The sequence below is a fragment of the Streptomyces ficellus genome (assembly GCF_030406405.1).
Classification (GTDB): Bacteria; Actinomycetota; Actinomycetes; order Streptomycetales; family Streptomycetaceae; genus Streptomyces; species Streptomyces ficellus_B.
The window spans coordinates 50976-69579 of sequence record NZ_JAUEPL010000001.1 but is presented as its reverse complement, the minus strand read 5'-3'; the positions used below and the strand labels follow the sequence as shown (position 1 = coordinate 69579).

Sequence of the window (18604 nt, the reverse complement as noted above, 5' to 3'; positions counted from 1 at the left end):
ACAGCAAGCGCCCGCCGACGGAACGTTCCGTCGACGGGCGCGGATGTGGTGTAAACCGGTCAGTGGATGATTCCCGTACGAAGTGCCACGGCGACCATTCCGGCGCGGTCGCCGGTGCCCAGCTTGCGGGCGATACGGGCGAGGTGGCTTTTGACGGTCAGGGCGGACAGGCCCATCGAGACGCCGATGGCCTTGTTGGACTGGCCCTCGGCGACCAGCCGGAGCACCTCTACCTCCCGGCCGGAGAGCTCGCGGTAGCCGCCCGCGTGGCTCGGGGCGCCGGGGGGACGACGGTGCAGGCGGGCGGCGGCGGCGCCGATGGGGGCGGCACCGGGTCGGCTCGGGTGCCCGATGTTGGTGCGCGTACCGGTGACGACATAGCCCTTGACGCCGCCCGCGAGGGCGTTGCGTACGGCGCCGATGTCGTCGGCCGCCGAAAGGGCGAGGCCGTTGGGCCAGCCGGCGGCGCGGGTCTCGGACAGCAGGGTGAGCCCGGAGCCGTCGGGCAGGTGGACGTCGGCAACGCAGATGTCGCGCGGGCTGCCGACGCGGGGACGGGCCTCCGCGATGGACGACGCCTCGATGACGTCACGCACTCCGAGGGCCCACAGGTGGCGGGTGACGGTGGAACGGACGCGCGGGTCGGCCACGACGACCATGGCCGTCGGCTTGTTCGGGCGGTAGGCGACCAGGCTTGCGGGCTGCTCGAGGAGAACGGACACCAGGCCTCCTGGGAAGGTGCGGGACACAGCCGGCTCGGGGAAGAAGCCGGGCGAACCGTGTTTGAAGGGTCACAGACCTCTTCGGCAGCCCAACGGCCCGCCTTTAGGGGAAGATCACGATTTAGTGAGTAACAATTAGGGCAATTCGGACAGGCGATCGATCATCCTACGAGCGCCCCATCCCGCGCGGCGGGGTACGCCCGGCGCGGGCGGGGCGCGCGGGCTCCGTGCGCGGTGCCTGCGGGCCATGCCCGGCGCCTCCGGAGGCCATGTGCGGTAGCTGTTCGGCGTGCCCGCGCCGGCGCCGCAGGGCAGGGGCCGCCGGGCAGGCGCCGCAGCCTACGCGCTCGACGCCCCCGCCACGGCGCGCCCGGCGGGCGGCGAGGCGTCGCCTTGACGCCCACCCAGCGGGCCCCGTTGTGGGCAGTCGTTCCGCAGGGCGGAACGGGTGGGCACGACGGGACGGGGCGGTGCTTGTCCCGGTGCCTCCTGGCGCGGTGCCGCGCGGCGGTGTCTGCCGGTGGGTGGGGGTGCAGCCCCTCCGGGCTCGTCTCCTCGACGCAGGCGGCCTTGGGTCCCGTGGTGGGAGCCGTGCTGTCGCCGCCGGCCTCTGCGGGGACGACCCTGCACGGCGCCACCCCTGTCGTACGCCGTCTGCCGGCCGGTGGATGGCTGTGGCAGCCCTATGGGTGTTGGGGGCCTCGGCGTTGGGGGAGGGAGACGACGCCTGCTGTGGTTCCCGGGTCCAGGGGGCCCGGGGCCGAGGGGGGCAGGCCCGCGATCTGGCACAGCAGGTCGCACCAGGCCGCCAGGTGCGCCGCCGTGTCCGGCACCCCGGCCCGGCTCTCGTGGGGTGTCCATGACGCACGGATCTCGATCTGGGTCGCCGGACGGCGCTCCGCGAGTCCACCGAAGTAGTGAGACCCCGCACGGGTGACGGTCCCGCTCGCCTCCCCGTACGGAAGGCCGCGCGCCTCCAGCGCGCCGGTCAGCCAGGACCAGGACACCTCCGGCAGCAGCGGGTCGGCGGCCATCTCGGGCTCCAGCTCCGCCCGGACCAGTGTCACCAGCCGGAAGGTGCCCTGCCACGCCTCGTGACCGGCCGGGTCGTGCAGCAGCACGAGACGGCCGTCCGCGAGGTCCTCGTCGCCCTCGACGACCGCCGCCTCCAGCGCGTACGCGTACGGGGCGAGCCGCTGCGGCGGGCGGGTCGGGTCGATCTCGATCTCCGGCCGCAGCCGCGCCGCGCGCAACGCGTCCACCGCCAGCCGGAAGGCGGACGGGACGGGCGTATCCTCCCTGTCGGTCGTTCCTTCGGCGTCTTCGGAGTGATCGGAGAACTGTCCCTGAGCCGCAGCCATGCGGGGAAGAGTAGGCGGAAGGACGGCCTCGCGCAGGGAGAGACACCCTCACCGCGCCAGCCGCTTGCCCGCACATGCGAAGATTCGGTGCGTGAGTGCCAACGACCGCCCCTCGGGCCAGCAGCCGAAGACCTACGACTCCGCGTTCCTGAAGGCGTGCAGGCGCGAGCCCGTACCGCACACGCCCGTCTGGTTCATGCGGCAGGCGGGACGCTCGCTGCCCGAGTACCTGAAGGTGCGCGAAGGCATCCCCATGCTGGAGTCCTGCATGCGGCCCGAGCTGGTCACCGAGATCACTCTGCAGCCCGTGCGGCGGCACAAGGTCGACGCCGCGATCTACTTCAGCGACATCGTCGTACCGCTCAAGGCCATCGGCATCGACCTCGACATCAAGCCGGGCGTCGGCCCCGTCGTCGCCGAACCGATCCGCCGCCGCCAGGACCTGGAGCGGCTGCGCGACCTCACCCCCGAGGACATCGGTTACGTCACCGAGGCCATCGGCATGCTCACCGGTGAGCTCGGCGCCACTCCGCTGATCGGCTTCGCGGGCGCGCCGTTCACCCTCGCGAGTTACCTGGTGGAGGGCGGCCCGTCCCGCAACCACGAGCACACCAAGGCGCTCATGTACGGCGACCCCGAGCTGTGGGCGGACCTGCTGGACCGCCTCGCCGACATCACCGCCACGTTCCTGAAGGTCCAGATCGAGGCCGGCGCCTCCGCGGTCCAGCTCTTCGACTCCTGGGTCGGCGCCCTGACCCCCGTCGACTACCGCCGGTCCGTGATGCCCGCCTCGGCGAAGGTGTTCGACGCGGTCGCGTCGTACGGCGTACCGCGCATCCACTTCGGCGTCGGTACGGGCGAACTGCTCCGCCTCATGGGCGAGGCGGGCGCCGACGTGGTCGGCGTCGACTGGCGCGTCCCGCTGGACGAGGCGGCCCGCCGCGTCGGCCCCGGCAAGGCGCTCCAGGGCAACCTGGACCCGGCGGTCCTCTTCTCCACCCCCGAGGCGATCGAGACCAAGACCCGCGAGGTGCTGGACGCCGCGGCCGGCCTGGAGGGACATGTCTTCAACCTGGGCCACGGCGTCCTGCCGACCACCGACCCGGACGCCCTGACCCGCCTGGTCGAGTACGTCCACACGCGGACGGCCCGTTAACCGGCGCTGCGCACCGCCGCCACCGCCTTGCGGGCCGCGACCTGGACCGGGTCCCAGACCGGGGAGAAGGGCGGGGCGTAGCCCAGGTCCAGGGCGGTGATCTGCTCGACCGTCATACCGGCCGTCAGGGCCACCGCCGCGATGTCCACGCGCTTCGCCGCGCCCTCGCGGCCCACGATCTGGGCGCCCAGCAGCCGGCCCGTGCGCAGCTCCGCGAGCATCTTGACCGTCATCGGGGCCGCGCCCGGGTAGTAGCCGGCGCGGCTCGTGGACTCGATCGTCACCGCCACGAAGCGGAGCCCGACCGCGAGCGCGTCCCGCTCCCGCAGGCCGGTGCGGGCGATCTCCAGTGAGCACACCTTGCTGACCGCCGTGCCGACCGCGCCAGGGAACGTGCCGTACCCGCCGCCCACGTTGGAGCCGATGACCTGGCCGTGCTTGTTGGCGTGCGTGCCGAGCGGGATGTGCCGCTCGCGGCCCGAGACGAGGTCCAGGACCTCGACGCAGTCGCCGCCCGCCCAGATGTTCTCCCGCCCCCGCACCCGCATCGACAGGTCGGTCAGCAGCCCGCCGTACTCACCGAGCGGCAGGCCCGCCGCGCGCGCCAGGGACGTCTCGGGTTCCACGCCCATGCCCAGGACGACGACGTCCGCCGGGTACTCGGCGTCCTCCGTCGCCACTGCCCGCACCCGGCCACCGTCCCCCGTGAGGATCGTGGTGACGTTCGCGCCGCCGACCGTCGTGATGCCGAGGCCGTCCATCGCCTCGTGCACCAGCCGCCCCATGTCCGGGTCGAGCGTCGACATCGGCTGCTCGCCCCGGTTGAGGACGGTCACCTCGTAGCCGCGGTTCAGCAGCGCCTCCGCCATCTCCACGCCGATGTACCCGGCGCCCACGACCACCGCGCGCCGCCCCGGCGTGCCGTTCAGCGCGGTCAGCGTGGACAGCAGTGCCTGCCCGTCGTCCAGCGTCTGTACCCCGTGCACGCCCACCGCGTCGATGCCCGGCAGCGGCGGCCGCACCGGGCGGGCGCCCGTCGCGATCACCAGCTTGTCGTAGCCCGTCCACGACTCGGCGCCCGACTCCAGGTCCCGTACGCGTACGCGACCGCCGTCCACGTCGAGTTCGGTCACCTCCGTGCGCAGCCGCAGATCGATACCGCGCTCCCGGTGCTCCTCGGGCGTACGCGCGATCAGCTGGTCCGGCCCGTCGACGTCACCCCCGACCCAGTACGGAATGCCGCACGCCGAGTACGAGGTGAAGTGCCCGCGCTCGAAGGCCACGATCTCCAGCTCGTCGGGGCCCTTCAGCCGCCGGGCCTGGGACGCGGCCGACATCCCCGTCGCGTCCCCACCGATGATCACCAGTCGTTCTCGTCCCAGCTGTCCCATGCGGGACACGCTACGACGAGGCGGTGTCCGACTCCGCGACGTCCGCGAAGCTCGTACGCTTCGCCAGCCACGGCCGCACCAGCCACCGCCACCCGGCGTACGCCATGAGGAACACCGCCGCCCACGGCGCGACCGCGAGCAGCACGATCGCGGTCCATGTGCCTGCCGTCACCAGCGCGTTCCAACCGCCGCTCAGCGCGTCCGCGAAGCCGGGGCCGTCATCACCCCGCTCCTCGGCGGGATTGTCCGGCTCGCTGAGGCGCAGCGTGATCGTCGCCATCGTCGTACGGTCCTTCAGTGCGGCCTGCTGCGCCAGGAGCGACTCCAAGTCCGCCTGGCGGCTGCTCAACTGCCCTTCCAGGGTGACCACATCGCTCAGTTCCGTCGCCCGGTCCATCAGCTCCCGCACCCGCGCGACGCTCGCCCGCTGCGTGGCGATCCGGCTCTCCACGTCGACGACCTGGTCGGTGACGTCCTTGGCCGCCGCCTTGCGCGAAAGCAGTTTCCCGGCGCCCGCCAGCTCCTTCAGCGCCGAGTCGTACGCGGACTGCGGCACGCGCAGCACGATCCGCGAGGTCACGTGGTCGGCGTCGACGCGCTCGGTCGTCTCGTCGGCGACATGGCCACCCGCGCTCTCGGCGACCGTACGGGCCTTCGTCAGCGCCGTCATGGCGTCGCCGACCTCGACGGAGAGCTCGGCGGTACGGATCACATGCTGGGGCTGTTTCGGCGGTGCGGTGGGGGCCGGGGCGCCCTTCGCGCCCTCGGCGGGCCTGTCCGCCGTGTACCCCGTGTCGGCCCTGGCGCTGCTGACGGCCTTGTCGTGCCCGGCGCCCGAGCCGTCGTCCGACGCGCCGCACCCGGCGAGCCCGAGCGAGGCGGCCAGCAGCAGTACGGCCGCGAACCTGTGATGACGTACGCGCATGATCCCCCCGGACCGGATGGCGAATGGTGTGTGCTGTGCCTCTTGGACGTACGGGGGAGGGGGCCGGTTGCCGGTCCACGGCTCACGAACCGGTCACGGTCGGGACTCGGAACGGTGTGTCAGAGGCGTTTGAGACAGTGGGGTCATGAACGCGGACACAGGGGAGACACCCAAGGGCGGCCATGTCGTCGTCATCGGGGGCGGGATCGCCGGGCTGGCGGCCGCTCACCGGCTGGTCACCGCCGGGCGGCGGGTGACCCTGCTGGAGGCCACCACCCGGCTCGGGGGCAAGCTGCGGGCGGGGGAGATCGAGGGCGTCCCCGTCGACCTCGGCGCCGAGTCGATGCTCGCGCGCCGCCCCGAAGCGGTCGAGCTGGCCCGGGCCGTGGGGCTCGGCGAGCGGCTCCAGCAGCCCGCCACGGCCACCGCCGCCGTGTGGACCCGCGACGCGCTCCGCCCGATGCCCAAGGGGCATGTGATGGGCGTCCCCGGCGACGCTGCCGCGCTGGCCGGCCTGCTGTCCGCCGAGGGCCTCGCCCGCGCCGAGCAGGAGCGGGACCTGCCCCCCGCCGAGGCCGCCGCCCTCGGCGACGACATCGCCATCGGCCGGTACGTCGCCGACCGCTTCGGCCGCGAGGTCGTCGACCGGCTGGTGGAACCCCTGCTGGGTGGCGTGTACGCGGGCGACGCGTATCGGATCTCGATGCGTGCCTCGGTCCCCGCACTCTTCGACGCCGCCCGCGCCCACGGCACGCTGACCGAGGCCGTCCGCGCCGTCCAGAGCAAGGCCGCGCAGCGGACCGGGCCCGCCTTCATGGGCATCGCGGGCGGCATCGGCACGCTCCCCGGCGCGGTCGCCGCCGCCATCACCTCCCACGGCGGCCAGATCCTCACCGACACGCCCGTCCACGCCCTCACGCGCGGCGCGGCCGACTGGCACATCCGTACCGGCGAGCGCGTCATCCACGCCGACGCCGTGATCGTCGCGACCCCCGCCTGGTCCGCCTCCGAGCTGCTCGCCGCCGAATCCCCGGCCGCCGCCGCCGAGCTCGCCGCCGTCGAGTACGCATCGATGGCCCTGGTCACCCTCGCCTTCCGGCGCCGCGACGTGGAAGGAGCGCTGCCCGCCGGTTCCGGGTTCCTCGTCCCGCCCGTCGATGGCCGCACCATCAAGGCGTCCACCTTCTCGTCGCGGAAGTGGGCGTGGACCGGCGAAGGTTCCGGCGACCTGTTCGTGCTGCGGACCTCCGTAGGCCGGTACGGCGAGGAGGAGCACCTGCACCGCGAGGACGCCGACCTCGTCTCCGTATCCCTGGCGGACCTCGCCGCCGCGACCGGGCTGTCCGCCAGGCCCGTCGCCACCGAGGTCACCCGGTGGATCGGCGGCCTGCCGCAGTACCCGGTCGGCCACCTCGCCCGCGTCGCCCGCGTCCGCGACGCCGTCGCCAAGCTGCCCGCCCTGCGGGTCTGCGGGGCGGTGTACGACGGCGTCGGCATCCCCGCGTGCGTGGCGAGCGCCCGCCGCGCGGCGGACGAGATCCTCGCCACGCCGACCCTGGCGCACGGCACCCTGAGTGACGAGCGAGAATAGCCCTATGAGTGCGCCCGAAAAGATCCCGAACGCCGGTAAGAAGGCGAAGGACCTCAACGAGGTCATCCGCTACACCCTGTGGTCCGTCTTCAAGCTGCGCGACGTCCTGCCCGAGGACCGGACCGGCTACGCCGACGAGGTCCAGGAGCTGTTCGACCAGCTCGCCGCCAAGGACATCACCGTGCGCGGCACGTACGACGTGTCCGGTCTGCGCGCCGATGCCGACCTGATGATCTGGTGGCACGCCGAGACCTCGGACGCGCTCCAGGAGGCGTACAACCTCTTCCGCCGCACCAAGCTGGGCCGCGCCCTGGAGCCGGTGTGGTCCAACATGGCGCTGCACCGCCCCGCCGAGTTCAACCGGTCGCACATCCCGGCCTTCCTCGCCGACGAGACGCCGCGCGACTACGTCTCGGTGTACCCCTTCGTGCGCTCCTACGACTGGTACCTGCTGCCCGACGAGGACCGGCGGCGGATGCTCGCGGACCACGGCAAGATGGCCCGCGGCTTCCCGGACGTGCGCGCCAACACGGTCGCCTCGTTCTCGCTGGGCGACTACGAGTGGCTGCTGGCCTTCGAGGCGGACGAGCTGTACCGCATCGTCGACCTGATGCGTCACCTGCGCGCCTCCGAGGCACGCCGGCACGTACGCGAAGAGGTCCCGTTCTTCACCGGCCGCCGCAAGTCGGTCGCGGACCTGGTGGCGGGTCTGGCGTAACGCCCGGCCCCCACCCTTCGACCCGGAAGATCAGAGGGCGGGCGGCTGCGCCCGCCGCTCCAGCGACACCGGGTCCGGCTCCGGGTGCGGCGCGCGTGACGCGCGCCGCACCGGCGTCTTTTCCGGCGTCTTTGCCAGGGTCAGTGACCCTCTTTGGCGAGCCGGTTGGTCAGGGCCGCCCGCAGCGCCGGGTCGTCGAGGGCGTGGACGCCGCCGATCGCTACGGCGGCCAGCGGGTCGCACGGGCGCACCCTCCTCAGCAGGCTCTGCCCCGCGGGTGATGCCCAGCGCGTGTACGGGTGGACCTCGACGCGCGCGATGACGAGGCACCCCACGGTCAGCACGAGCGGGAGCGCGAACCAGGCCATGCCGTGGGCGCCGGGCGTGTGCTCGGCGGGCAGCAGGAGCACCGTGACCGCCGCCAGCGCGACGGTGAGCAAGGCTGAGCGGCGCACGGCCCGCAGCGCGGCGACGAGGCCGGACCGGACGGCGTCGGGCACGGCGAGCCCCGCCCCGACGAGGCGGTCGGCGAGCGCCCGTACCGCGTGGGCGGCCGAGGCGGTGGCCCGCACCGCCGCTATCCGCGACTGACCCCCGGGGCCTATCGCGCCGATCACGGAACGCTCCAGCTCGTCCCCGCCCTCCGGGTCCACGACGGTCGCCCAGCCGGTGTGGGCGAGCAGCAGCCGTCCGCGCCGGTGCATCGACACCAGGGTCAGGTCGGCGACCCTGAGCGGGCCGCCGGCCAGGAACGCCGCCTCGTACAGGGTGAGTTCACGGTCCCGCACCGCGCGGCTCAGGGGCACCGGGCGGGCGGCTTCGACGGCCGCCCGGCACAGCCGGGCGCAGCTGACGGCCGCCGCGGCCCATGTCACCAGCAGGAAGGGGACCCAGAGCATGGCCGGAGTTCTACGCCACGCCCGGGGCGGGACGCCACGGGTTTCTCACGATGCGGACGCCTGTCATGACCCGCCGCCGCCGCAACTGGAGCCGCCCCCGCCCCCGCCCCCGCCGCAGCTGGAGCCTCCGCCGCCGCAACTGGCTCCGCCCCCGCCGCCACAGCCGGAACCCCCGCCGCTGCCGCCGCCCGAGCGGCCTCCGCAGCCGCTCCCGCAGCCCGATCCGCCCCCGCCCGGATCGCTGCCCGCGCACCACACCACCACGGCAGCGGTCGTGGCCGCGCTTCCGCTCGCCTGCGGCTGGTACGGGTGGTGGTGGGGGTACCGGGCCGCGGTGACCAGCTGCTCCCGCAGCACCGGGTCCGGCAGCGCACGCAGCCCGTGCAGCGCGACCAGGTGCCCGGGGTCGGCGAAATGGGCGTGCTCCCTGCCGTACGCGGTGACCGCCCGGCGGCCCGCCCGGGTGACCCGGCCGGACGCGAGGCTGCCGCAGACGATCGCGACGACCCCGCCCACGAACAGCGCCGGCGCCACCTTGGCGATGAACGGGACGGGCGTGTCATCGAACGGGTACCCCACCACCTCGGCGACCGTCGCGACGATCGAGGCGAAGAACAGCGCGAGACAGGTCACCCCCTGGCTCACGCTCCACCGCCGCCATGTCCGCCGGGTCGCCCGCGGCACCAGCAGCCCTCGCGCGGCGAGCGCGTCGCCGGCCTCCTGGACGGCGGGGTTGCGCATCGCGGCGAGCCGCACCGTGTGCAGCGCGCCGCTCGGCGCGGCGGCCAGCTCGTGCAGCACGGCGCGCTCGATGGGGTCGTGGGCGACGGGGCGCAGGACGGAGACGATGCCGGGGCCGCCGACGGCCACCCGGCCGTCCGCGTGCAGCGAGGCGAGGGCGGCGTCCACGACCCGGCCGGGCCCGCCGTTCAGGAACGCGGCCTCAGCCCGGTCGTGAACCGGACCGGCCGAGCCGCGCCGCGCGGCGACGACCCCGGTGATGAGCAGCACGGAGGAGACGGCGACGGCGGCGTACAGCAGGAAGGCGACGATGTTCATCCCGGATCACCTCCCGGCCAGGACGGCGCGGGCAGCGCGGGCAGCGCGCACCAGACGGGGGGCCCGGCCGGGCGGCCGCGCCCCGGCGCGCTCCTCCCACCAGCGCGTGAGCCGCCGCCGTGCGACGGGGTCGGAGGGCTGCCCGGCGATCAGCAGGTGCTCGGCGAAGTCGAGCGCGTCGCGCCGGTAGCCGCCGCGCATGGGGCGGGTGGTGGCGTACGAGACGAAGGCGGCGCGGTATCCGCCGCCGAGGATTCCGGAGAGTTCGGGCGCGACCTTGGCCACCACGCCCGCCCGCTTGGCGACCAGCGCCCGGCCCTGCACCCGCAGCCGCGCGTGGTCGAACCCCTCGGGCGCGGGCGTCCCCGCGACGAGCGCCGACAACAGCGCGGTCTGCCCGATGCCGACCCGCTCCCGCACCGCCCGGTCCACCTCCCCCGTCCGGCGCCGGGGTGCCGGGGCGGCACCCCGCTCACCCGTGCCCGTGCCTGTCCCCGTTCCCGTGCCTGTCCCGGTGCCTGTGCCTTTCCCCGTCCCCGTCCCCGTGCCGGTGCGGGCCACCGTCTTCCGTATCGCCGTCAGCTCCGCCGCCAGTTCCTCCGCCGGCGGGAAGTCGTCGTCCCGCTCCAGCAGTACACCCGGCGGGGTCACCCGCGCGGCGAGGTCCGACAGGATGTCCAGCACCGGCCGCGGAACCGGGTGCGCGTGCGTGTCGTGCCAGACACCGTCCCGTTCGACACCGCCCGCCACATGGACGTACGCGATCGCCTCGACGGGCAGTTCGGCCAGCGCCTTCGACGGGTCCTCGCCCCGGTTGACGTGGTTGGTGTGCAGGTTGGCCACGTCGATCAGCAGCCGTACGCCCGTGCGCTCCACCAGCTCCGCCAGGAACTGACCCTCCGTCAGTTCCTCGCCGGGCCAGGAGATCAACGCCGCGATGTTCTCCAGCGCCAACGGCACCGGCAGCGCGTCCTGCGCGATGCGGACGTTCTCGCACAGCACCTCCAGCGCGTCCCAGGTGCGCGGAACCGGCAGCAGATGGCCCGCCTCCAGCGCCGGTGACGCGGTGAGCGGCCCGCCGGCCCGTACGAACGCCATGTGCTCGGTAACCAGCGGCGCCCCCAGGGCCGTGGCCTTCGCCGCCAGCTCCGCCAGCCGCCCGGCATCCGGCCGGTCCGCGCCGCCCAGCCCCAGCGACACGCCGTGCGGGACGACGGTGACGCCCCGCTCGCGCAACCGCAGCAGGGAGTCGGGGAGGTGGCCGACGCAGATGTTCTCCGCGACCACCTCCACCCAGTCCACGCCGGGCAGCCCCTCCACCGCGTCCGCCATCTCCGGACGCCAGCCGATCCCGATCCCCAGCCCTGGCTTCGCCATGTCCCCCTCCTCCTGCGTCGGTCGGAGGGGTGATGGCCCCGCGGCGGGGCCGTCAATCCAGGAGAAGACCTGTTCAGAGCTTGATTTGAGCTTACGGGCCGCCGTTTTGGGCCGCCGTGTTGGCCGAGGTCGCGGGCCGTCGTTACGGACGAGTCGTGTTGATGGCGGTCGGCGGCCCCGGCTGCGTCGAGGGCAGGGACGTGAACGACTGGTCCGACCCCGTCGGCACGGCCGGTGTGGGCGCCGGCGGCAGGTTGCCGTTGGGCGGTGGCGGGCCGGACGGGCTGGCGGTGGCGCGGCCCGCCGCCTCGTTGGCGATCGCGTCGAAGTCGACCATCCCGGTCGCTTCCAGCATCGTGATGTGGTCCAGCACCGTCTGGTTGGCGTCGGTCGCCAGCTGCCGTATCAGCGTGTTGCGGGTGGTGTGCCGCACCTGGGCCACCAGCGCGAAGACCTTGCCGTGCGCGTTGCGCAGCAGGTTGGCGAACTTGCGGTCGTACTCCTCGCCGCTCGCCGCCGACAGCTCGCGCAGCCAGCCCTGCTGCTGCTCGGTCGGCTGGTTCGGCAGCTCCACGCCCAGCTTCGCCGCCACGTCACGGGCACGCTGGTCCAGGTCCGTGTGGCCGACGACCAGATGGTCACCGGCGTCCCTGATGGCCTGGCTCGGTGCCCGCTCGATCGCCTGCTGGCCGGCCGGCAGCTCCCAGAGCCCGGCCAGCCGGACCTTCACCAGGAAGTCCCGGTCCGTCGCGGACAGCGGGCCCCACTGGGTGGCCACGGTCGAGGCGTTGAGGTTCGCCTCACCGGTGCCGGAGCGGTCGGCGTACGACCAGACGGGGAACGCGAGCGCCCCGACCGTGGCGACCAGGGCCGCGATGATGAGTGCCGTGCCGTTGATGCGTCGCAACAACAAGGTGGTGCCCTCCCGAACTGATGGCAGTACTGGGAGGTACGTATACCGGTGCTCGAACGTTCAGTCGCCCCGTACGGGAAAGTCGGAGACCACCGTGCACGAGCCGGGAGCGATCTCCGTGAAGCCCGCGTCCCGCACCAACGGCAGGTCACTGGTGGTGAGTCGGGCCCACCGGGCGGGGTCGGCGGTGCGTACCGCGAGGGGGAAACCGGCCTCCCGCCAGGCCTTGCGGTCCGCGTCCGTCATCGCCCACCACAGCAGCTGCGCTCCGTGGCCGACCTGGGCCATCTCCTTGCCGGTCGACATGGGGAGGTCCGGGTTGAGCCACAGCAGCGCCTGCCCCGGCGCGGGCGGCGGCAGCTCGCCGGTGTCGTCCAGCTCGGTCCCCGACACCTGGAGTTTCGCCAGTTCCTTGGGCCAGCCGTCGAGGGGGACGGGCGGGAAGACCCGTACCTCCGCCGTCTTGCCCGTGACCGTGATCCCTGGCAGCCGCGAGGCCTTGCGCCACTCGGCGCCGCGCGCCCGCCGCACCACCTTGCGGATGCGCGCGTCCTGCCAGTCGCGCATGGCCCGCGCCCATTCCCCCTCGCCGAGTGACCGGTCGTCGCAGAGCATCACCAGGACGGCGCGTGCGGCGGTCTCCAAGGCGTCGGTACGGGCCGGGGGCTCGGTCTTCTCGACGCGTACGACGAGCGGGAGGGCGAACTCGGGTGTGTCGTTGCTGCTGCTCACCCCGCAAGTGTGCCAGGCGGCCGAAAGCCCGTTCTTGGCGGAATGGAGGGTTCCGGGACACGATGCGCGTATGAAGAGCGATCTTTTCGCGTCCGAGAACATGGCGCAGCAGGCGACGGTCCCCGGTATGACCCTTCAGAACGCCAAGTCGGTGAAGTACGCCGTCAACGGCGAGATGCACGCCCGGCAGGGCTCGATGATCGCTTTCCGCGGCAACCTCCAGTTCGAGCGCAAGGGGCAGGGCCTGGGCGGCATGCTCAAGCGAGCCGTCACCAGCGAGGGCCTGCCGCTCATGGCCGTGCGCGGCCAGGGCGAGGCGTGGTTCGCGCACGAGGCCCAGAACTGCTTCATCGTCGACATCGAGCAGGGCGACGCGCTCACCATCAACGGCCGCAACGTGCTGTGCTTCGACGCCACCCTCTCGTACGACATCAAGACCGTGAAGGGCGCCGGCATGACCGGCGGTGGCCTCTTCAACAGCGTCTTCACCGGCTACGGCAAGCTGGCCGTGGTCTGCGACGGCAACCCCATCGTCATCCCGGTCACCACGCACCAGCCGGTGTACGTCGACACCGACGCCGTCGTCGGCTGGAGCGCCCAGCTGAACACCTCCCTGCACCGCTCCCAGTCGCTCGGCTCGATGATCCGCGGCGGCTCGGGCGAGGCCGTGCAGCTGATGCTCCAGGGTGAGGGCTTCGTGATCGTACGGCCCAGCGAGCTCACCCCCGAGAAGGCCAAGCAGGGCTGAACCCGCCACGCACCGGCCGCCATGGCGGCGGGGCTCACTGCCGTACGGGAGTGAGTACGCTCGTATACATGGACGGCACGCACGACAGGGACGGCTCCTCCTGCGAGACGCCGGCCACGGCGGAGCCCGAGGGCGGACCGCCGTACGCCGCGTGTGTCCTGTGCCAGGAGCCGACCGAGTACCCGGAGTCGACCAAGGGCATCACGCTCTGCCCGGTCTGCGAGTGGCGGGAGGCGGAGCGCACCGCCTGCTCCGGCTAGCCACGGGCCGACCGGGACGCGCGCCAGGTGCGCCGGTCGTCGATGTCCGCGCGGCGGTCGCCGTAGACGTTGCGCAGGACGGCCGGCTCCCGCAGGAAGTCGTGCGGGAAGCCGAGCGGTACGGCGCTCACGCGGTCGAGCCGCTCGACGGCCTCGGCGTCCAGCTCCACGCCGAGGCAGGCGAGGTTGTCGGCGAGCTGGTCGGGGCGGGTGGCGCCGATGAGGGGGACGATGTTGCCGGGGCGGCCGCGCAGCCAGGCCAGCGCCACCTGGGCCGGGCTCCAGCCGCCCTGCTCGGCGATCTCCAGGACGGCGGTGATGACCTCGGTCTCCCGGTCGTCCTCCCGGGCCCCGTCGGAGAGCCGGCCCGTCTCACCGCGCCGGTACTTGCCGGTGAGCTTGCCGGCGGCGAGCGGGGCCCACGCCATGACGGCCTGGTCGAAGGCGCGGGCCTGCGGCAGCAGCTCGCGCTCGGGCGTGCGCTCCAGCAGGTTGTAGCGCAGCTGCGAACCGGCGAAGCCGGTCCAGCCGCGCAGCTCGGCGAGGGTGTTCGCCTGGGCGATCTCCCAGGCGGGCCAGTCGGACACACCGAGGTAGAGCACCTTTCCGGCGCGTACGAGATCGTCCAGTGCGCGCATGACCTCCTCGACCGGGGTGAACTCGTCCCGCGCGTGCACCCACAGCACGTCGAGGCGGTCGGTGCGCAGCCGGGTGAGGCTCGCCTCCACCGACTGCACGAGGTTCTTGCGGTGGTTGCCGCCGGAGTTCACATCGCCCTCGCGGGTCGCGCACGTGTACTTGGAGGCCAGGACGAACCGGTCCCGGCGGCCGTCGAGCAGCGTGCCCAGGACGGTTTCGGAGGCGCCGCCGCCGTAGATGTCGGCCGTGTCGACGAAGTTGCCGCCCGCGTCCGCGTACATGTCGAGGACGCGGCCGCTCACCTTCTCGTCGCCGCCGCCTCCCATGGTCATGGCGCCCAGCGCGAGCTCGCTCACGCGCAGACCGGTCCGGCCGAACAGTGTGTACCGCACGGTGTCTCCCCTCGTCAGGTCGTACGCGTGACGTTAGGGGGTGGAGCGCACCGCAAGGCAAGTGCGTTCTTACGTGCCACGCGCGGCGGCCATCAGCTCCGAGACCTTGACGAAGCGGTAGCCGCGCTCGCGCAGCTCCGGGACGACGCGGCGGATCGCCTGCTCGGTGACGGGAGCGGCGCTGCGGGTGCAGTGCAGCACCACCAGCGAGCCGGGCCGTACGCCCGTCAGGACCTGCTCGGCGACCGCGTCGGCGTCGGTGGCGAAGGCGTCGCCGCCGACCACGTCCCATTGCACGGCCGTCACCTTGGCGGCGGCCAGCGCGCGCAGCGCGTCGTCGTCGTAACAGCCCCCGGGGAAGCGGAAGTACGGCACGACGTTGCGGACGCCGACCGTGCGGAACGCGTCGAACGCGCGGCGTACGTCGGCGGCCATGCCCTGCCGGCCGAGGGCGGGCAGCCCGTAGCAGGGGGCCTTGAAGGCGTGGTGGCTGTAGGAGTGGTTGGCGACCTCGAAGCGCGGGTCGTTGCCGATGGCCCTCGCCTGGTCGGGGTACTCCTCCGCCCAGCGGCCGGTCATGAAGACGGTCGCGTCGACCTTCAGGCGCCGGAGCGTGTCGATCAGCGCGGGGTTGTCGAACCGCTCGCCGCTCGCCGCCCGGGGGCCCTGATCGGCGGTCATGTCGGCGTCGAAGGTGAGCGCCACGGTCTTGTCCGCCGTCGCGGGGCCCCGCTCGAACACGGGCGTGAGCCCGCCGGGGCCGGGCGCCATGGTCGGTGGCAGCCGGGCGGGGGAGAGGCTCGCCACGGCGGGCGGCTCCTCGGGTGCGGCCGGGCGCGTGCCGGAGGAACCGCCGCAGCCGACGAGTGCGGAGCACAAAGCGACCGAGGCCGATACTTTCTGTACAAAAGTAGTCACGCACGGAAAATATATGATCATCGGGTCGTAAAGTGTCCATCTGCTTCCGTCCGGAGTAGTCCAGCGCGATGTCCCGCCCCGCCCGGGTGATCGTGAGGGGGAACCGCACTCGCTCGAAGGGACGGACGGACGCATGATCGAGGACACCGCGACACGGCCCATCCTGGGTCCGCCCCCCGTGCGGCACTGGCCCGCGCTCGACCTGACCGGGACGGACTTCGACCCCGTGCTCGCGGAGCTGATGCGCGAGGGTCCCGTCACCCGCATCCAGCTGCCCCACGGGGAGGGCTGGGCCTGGCTGGTGACCCGCTACGACGACGTCCGGATGGTCACCAACGACCCCCGCTTCACCCGCGCGCCCGTCGTCGACCGCCAGGTCACCCGGCTCGCCCCCCACTTCAAGCCGAAGCCCGGCTCACTGGCGTTCGCCGACCAGCAGGACCACAACCGGCTGCGCGGTGCCGTGGCGGCGGCCTTCACCACACGCGGAGTGCAGCGGCTGCGCTCCAGGGCCCAGGACGCGCTGGACGAGCTGGTCGACCGGATGCTCGCGGACGGGCCGCCGGCGGACCTCACGCAGCGGGTCCTGGAGCCGTTCCCCATCGCCGTCGTCTGCGAGGTCATGGGGGTGCCCGCCGCCGACCGCGAGCGGATGCACGCCTGGACCCGGCAGATCGTCTCCTCGGCGGGCGCCGCCGCCAGCGCCCGGGCCAAGGACGGGATGTACGGCTGGTTCACCGAAGCGATCCGGTCCCGCTACGGCAGCACGGAGGAGGACGTCATCTCCCTGCTGGGCGCGGCCGTGGGCCGCGGCGAGATCAGCGAGGACGAGGCGATCGGCCTCGCCGGGCCCCTCCAGATCGGCGGCGAAGCCGTCACCAACAACACCGGCAACATGTTCTACCTCCTGCTGACCCGGCCCAAGCTCCTCGAACGGCTCCGCACCGAGCCGGCGGTACGGCCCCGGGCGATCGACGAACTCCTGCGCTACATCCCGCACCGCAGCGCGGTCGGGCTGGCCCGGATCGCCCAGGAGGACGTGGAGATCCGGGGGGTACGGATCAGCGCGGGAGACCCCGTCTACGTCTCCTACCTCGCCGCCAACCGCGACCCGGACGTGTTCCCCGACCCCGAGCGCATCGACTTCGACCGCGCGCCCAACCCGCACGTCGCCTTCGGGCACGGGCCGCACTACTGCATGGGCGGGATGCTCGCGCGCATGCAGACCGAGCTGCTGATCGACACCCTGATCGACCGCCTCCCCGGGCTGCGCCTGGCGGTCCCCGCCGAGGAGATCCCCTGGCGGCGCAGCACCCTCATCCGCGGCCCGGAGGCTCTGCCGGTCGGATGGTGACGGCCTCCTCCGGCGTCTCACGGGCCGCCGCCCGTCGCCGCCCAGGTCAGCACCACGGCCCGGTCACCGCGAACGTCGTCCCCGGCGCGTAGCAGTTCACGTACATCGTTCCGCCGTCCGGGGAGAACGTGACGCCCGCGAACTCGCCCCACTCCGGCTCCTGCGGCGTCCCGATGTTCTGCCGGCCGCGGGCCATCTCGTACACCTCGCCCTGCTTGGTCAGGCCGTACACGTGCTGCGCGCCGTTGCCGTCCTCGCACACCATCAGTCCACCGCTGGGGGCCAGGCAGATGTTGTCGGGGGACTCGCCGGGCAGCTGGATGTCGGTGCTCGGCCCGAACACGATGACCAGCGTGAGCCGGCGCCGGTGCGGCTCGTACTTCCACACCTGGCCGTAGTGGTCGGCCGCCGACCCCTCGGCGGCGCGCGCGAAACTGGAGACGAAGTACACCGCGTTCCCGCCCCAGTAGCAGCCCTCCAGCTTCTGGGCGTGCGTGATGCCCTTGGGGCCGAAGTCCTGGAGCCGGATGGGCGTCTGCCTGGCCTGAGCGTCCGGTACGGGAACCCACTCGACGCCCTCGAACCTCGCACCCGTCTCCTGGACGGCCGACAGGTCCGGCACGCCCGGCACGCGCATCGCCTCCAGCGCGCCGCCCGCGCGCAGCGAACCGGTGCCGCCGAGCGGCTTGTTCGGCAGGAAGCGGTAGAACAGCCCGAAGGGCTTCTGGAAGGCGTCCTCGGTCTCGTACACGATGCCGCTGCGCGGGTCGACCGCCACGGCCTCGTGCTGGAAGCGGCCCATCGCGGTCAGCGGTACGGCTCCGGTGCGCAGCGGATCGGCCGGGTGCACCTCGAAGATGAACCCGTGGTCCTTGGTGTAGCCGTTGGTGCCCGCCTTGTCCTCGGTCTCCTCACAGGTCAGCCACGTACCCCAAGGGGTGAGCCCGCCCGAGCAGTTGACGGCCGTGCCGGCAATCGCGACGCGCTCGCCCAGGACGTTGTTGCGGCCGTCCAGCTCGATCGCCGTACAGCCGCCCTTGGCCGCCGGGTCGTAGGTCAGGCCCCGGACGGTCGGTACGCCGAGGCGGGCGGAGGCCCGGTTCTCGTGGTTGCGGACGAGGTGGACGCGGCCACGGCGGCCGGCGAACGCCCCCATGCCGTCGTGGTTGCCCGGCACCGTGCCCTCACCGGAGCGCAGAGGGGCGCCCTCGCGGGATATGACCTGGTAGCGGAAGCCTCTCGGCAGGTCGAGCAGCCCGGCCGGGTCGGGGACGAGGGGGCCGTAACCCGCGTGCCCGCGGGCCGCCGCCGTGCCGGCGAAGAGTTCGGAGAACGCGCCGGTGAAGGCGATCCCGGCCACGGAGGCGCCGGTACGGGCGAGGACTTGGCGTCGTGTTGCGGACATGAGGCAACTCCCTGCTGGCGGCCCCCCGAGCCCGAGGCCGAGGG

The 18604-nt window shown here is 73.2% G+C and carries 18 protein-coding genes; 6 read left to right on the top strand and 12 right to left on the bottom strand.

The window, feature by feature from the left end; genetic code table 11:
* Nucleotides 1-59 precede the first annotated feature (59 nt).
* The gene (locus QWM81_RS00335; protein WP_290109292.1) at nt 60-722 is read right to left on the bottom strand and encodes a helix-turn-helix transcriptional regulator; all 663 of its coding nucleotides are present in this window, start codon (nt 720-722) and stop codon (nt 60-62) included.
* A 683-nt stretch (nt 723-1405) separates the two neighbouring features.
* Nucleotides 1406-2083 (bottom strand): DUF3000 domain-containing protein, encoded by a 678-nt coding sequence (locus QWM81_RS00330; protein ID WP_290109291.1) that lies wholly within the window; start codon nt 2081-2083, stop codon nt 1406-1408.
* A gap of 91 nt (nt 2084-2174) precedes the next feature.
* Between QWM81_RS00330 and hemE the strand changes: the two genes are divergently transcribed.
* Nucleotides 2175-3239, top strand: coding sequence for a uroporphyrinogen decarboxylase (gene hemE, locus QWM81_RS00325; RefSeq protein WP_290109290.1), 1065 nt, complete (start codon nt 2175-2177; stop codon nt 3237-3239).
* On the opposite strand, the gene QWM81_RS00320 is transcribed toward hemE, so the two are convergent.
* Nucleotides 3236-4630 carry an FAD-dependent oxidoreductase gene (locus tag QWM81_RS00320; RefSeq protein ID WP_290109289.1) on the bottom strand — a complete coding sequence of 465 codons (1395 nt, stop codon included), beginning with the start codon at nt 4628-4630 and terminating at the stop codon, nt 3236-3238. The genes hemE and QWM81_RS00320 overlap by 4 nt on opposite strands.
* Nucleotides 4631-4640: 10 nt before the next feature.
* The gene (locus QWM81_RS00315) at nt 4641-5555 is read right to left on the bottom strand and encodes a DUF4349 domain-containing protein (protein WP_290109288.1); all 915 of its coding nucleotides are present in this window, start codon (nt 5553-5555) and stop codon (nt 4641-4643) included.
* A 145-nt stretch (nt 5556-5700) separates the two neighbouring features.
* Here QWM81_RS00315 and hemG point away from each other — a divergent pair, with 145 nt between their 5' ends.
* Complete coding sequence (gene hemG / locus QWM81_RS00310) at nt 5701-7146, top strand: protoporphyrinogen oxidase (RefSeq protein ID WP_290109287.1); 1446 nt, start codon at nt 5701-5703, stop codon at nt 7144-7146.
* Between the two features lie 4 nt (nt 7147-7150).
* The gene (gene hemQ, locus QWM81_RS00305; RefSeq protein ID WP_290109286.1) at nt 7151-7864 is read left to right on the top strand and encodes a hydrogen peroxide-dependent heme synthase; all 714 of its coding nucleotides are present in this window, start codon (nt 7151-7153) and stop codon (nt 7862-7864) included.
* A gap of 140 nt (nt 7865-8004) precedes the next feature.
* On the opposite strand, the gene QWM81_RS00300 is transcribed toward hemQ, so the two are convergent.
* From QWM81_RS00300 to QWM81_RS00280, 5 genes are all read right to left on the bottom strand, one after another.
* Nucleotides 8005-8763, bottom strand: a complete 759-nt coding sequence (locus tag QWM81_RS00300) for a TIGR04222 domain-containing membrane protein (RefSeq protein ID WP_290109284.1) — start codon at nt 8761-8763, stop codon at nt 8005-8007.
* A gap of 63 nt (nt 8764-8826) precedes the next feature.
* The gene (locus QWM81_RS00295; RefSeq protein ID WP_290109283.1) at nt 8827-9822 is read right to left on the bottom strand and encodes a TIGR04222 domain-containing membrane protein; all 996 of its coding nucleotides are present in this window, start codon (nt 9820-9822) and stop codon (nt 8827-8829) included.
* 6 nt (nt 9823-9828) lie between these two features.
* Entirely contained in the window at nt 9829-11199 is a 1371-nt protein-coding gene (locus QWM81_RS00290) for an MbnB/TglH/ChrH family RiPP precursor modification enzyme (protein ID WP_290109282.1), read from the bottom strand.
* 142 nt (nt 11200-11341) lie between these two features.
* Nucleotides 11342-12106, bottom strand: coding sequence for a DUF4142 domain-containing protein (locus tag QWM81_RS00285; RefSeq protein ID WP_290109281.1), 765 nt, complete (start codon nt 12104-12106; stop codon nt 11342-11344).
* A 66-nt stretch (nt 12107-12172) separates the two neighbouring features.
* Nucleotides 12173-12946 (bottom strand): peptidyl-tRNA hydrolase, encoded by a 774-nt coding sequence (locus QWM81_RS00280; RefSeq protein ID WP_435372294.1) that lies wholly within the window; start codon nt 12944-12946, stop codon nt 12173-12175.
* Between QWM81_RS00280 and QWM81_RS00275 the strand changes: the two genes are divergently transcribed.
* A complete protein-coding gene (locus tag QWM81_RS00275; protein WP_290109279.1) occupies nt 12915-13592 on the top strand; it encodes an AIM24 family protein in 678 nt (225 codons plus the stop codon). The two genes, QWM81_RS00280 and QWM81_RS00275, sit on opposite strands and share 32 nt — an antisense overlap.
* 68 nt (nt 13593-13660) lie before the next feature.
* Complete coding sequence (locus QWM81_RS00270; RefSeq protein WP_290109278.1) at nt 13661-13852, top strand: hypothetical protein; 192 nt, start codon at nt 13661-13663, stop codon at nt 13850-13852.
* Here QWM81_RS00270 and QWM81_RS00265 read toward each other — a convergent pair.
* A complete protein-coding gene (locus QWM81_RS00265; RefSeq protein WP_290109276.1) occupies nt 13849-14883 on the bottom strand; it encodes an aldo/keto reductase in 1035 nt (344 codons plus the stop codon). The genes QWM81_RS00270 and QWM81_RS00265 overlap by 4 nt on opposite strands.
* A gap of 69 nt (nt 14884-14952) precedes the next feature.
* Nucleotides 14953-15822: a polysaccharide deacetylase family protein gene (locus QWM81_RS00260; protein ID WP_290109275.1), complete on the bottom strand. Its 870-nt coding sequence runs from the start codon at nt 15820-15822 to the stop codon at nt 14953-14955.
* Nucleotides 15823-15934: 112 nt separating this feature from the next.
* Here QWM81_RS00260 and QWM81_RS00255 point away from each other — a divergent pair, with 112 nt between their 5' ends.
* Nucleotides 15935-17155 carry a cytochrome P450 gene (locus tag QWM81_RS00255; protein ID WP_290109274.1) on the top strand — a complete coding sequence of 407 codons (1221 nt, stop codon included), beginning with the start codon at nt 15935-15937 and terminating at the stop codon, nt 17153-17155.
* 46 nt (nt 17156-17201) lie between these two features.
* Here QWM81_RS00255 and QWM81_RS00250 read toward each other — a convergent pair whose 3' ends face one another.
* Entirely contained in the window at nt 17202-18560 is a 1359-nt protein-coding gene (locus QWM81_RS00250; protein WP_290109273.1) for an alkaline phosphatase PhoX, read from the bottom strand.
* Nucleotides 18561-18604: the final 44 nt, after the last annotated feature.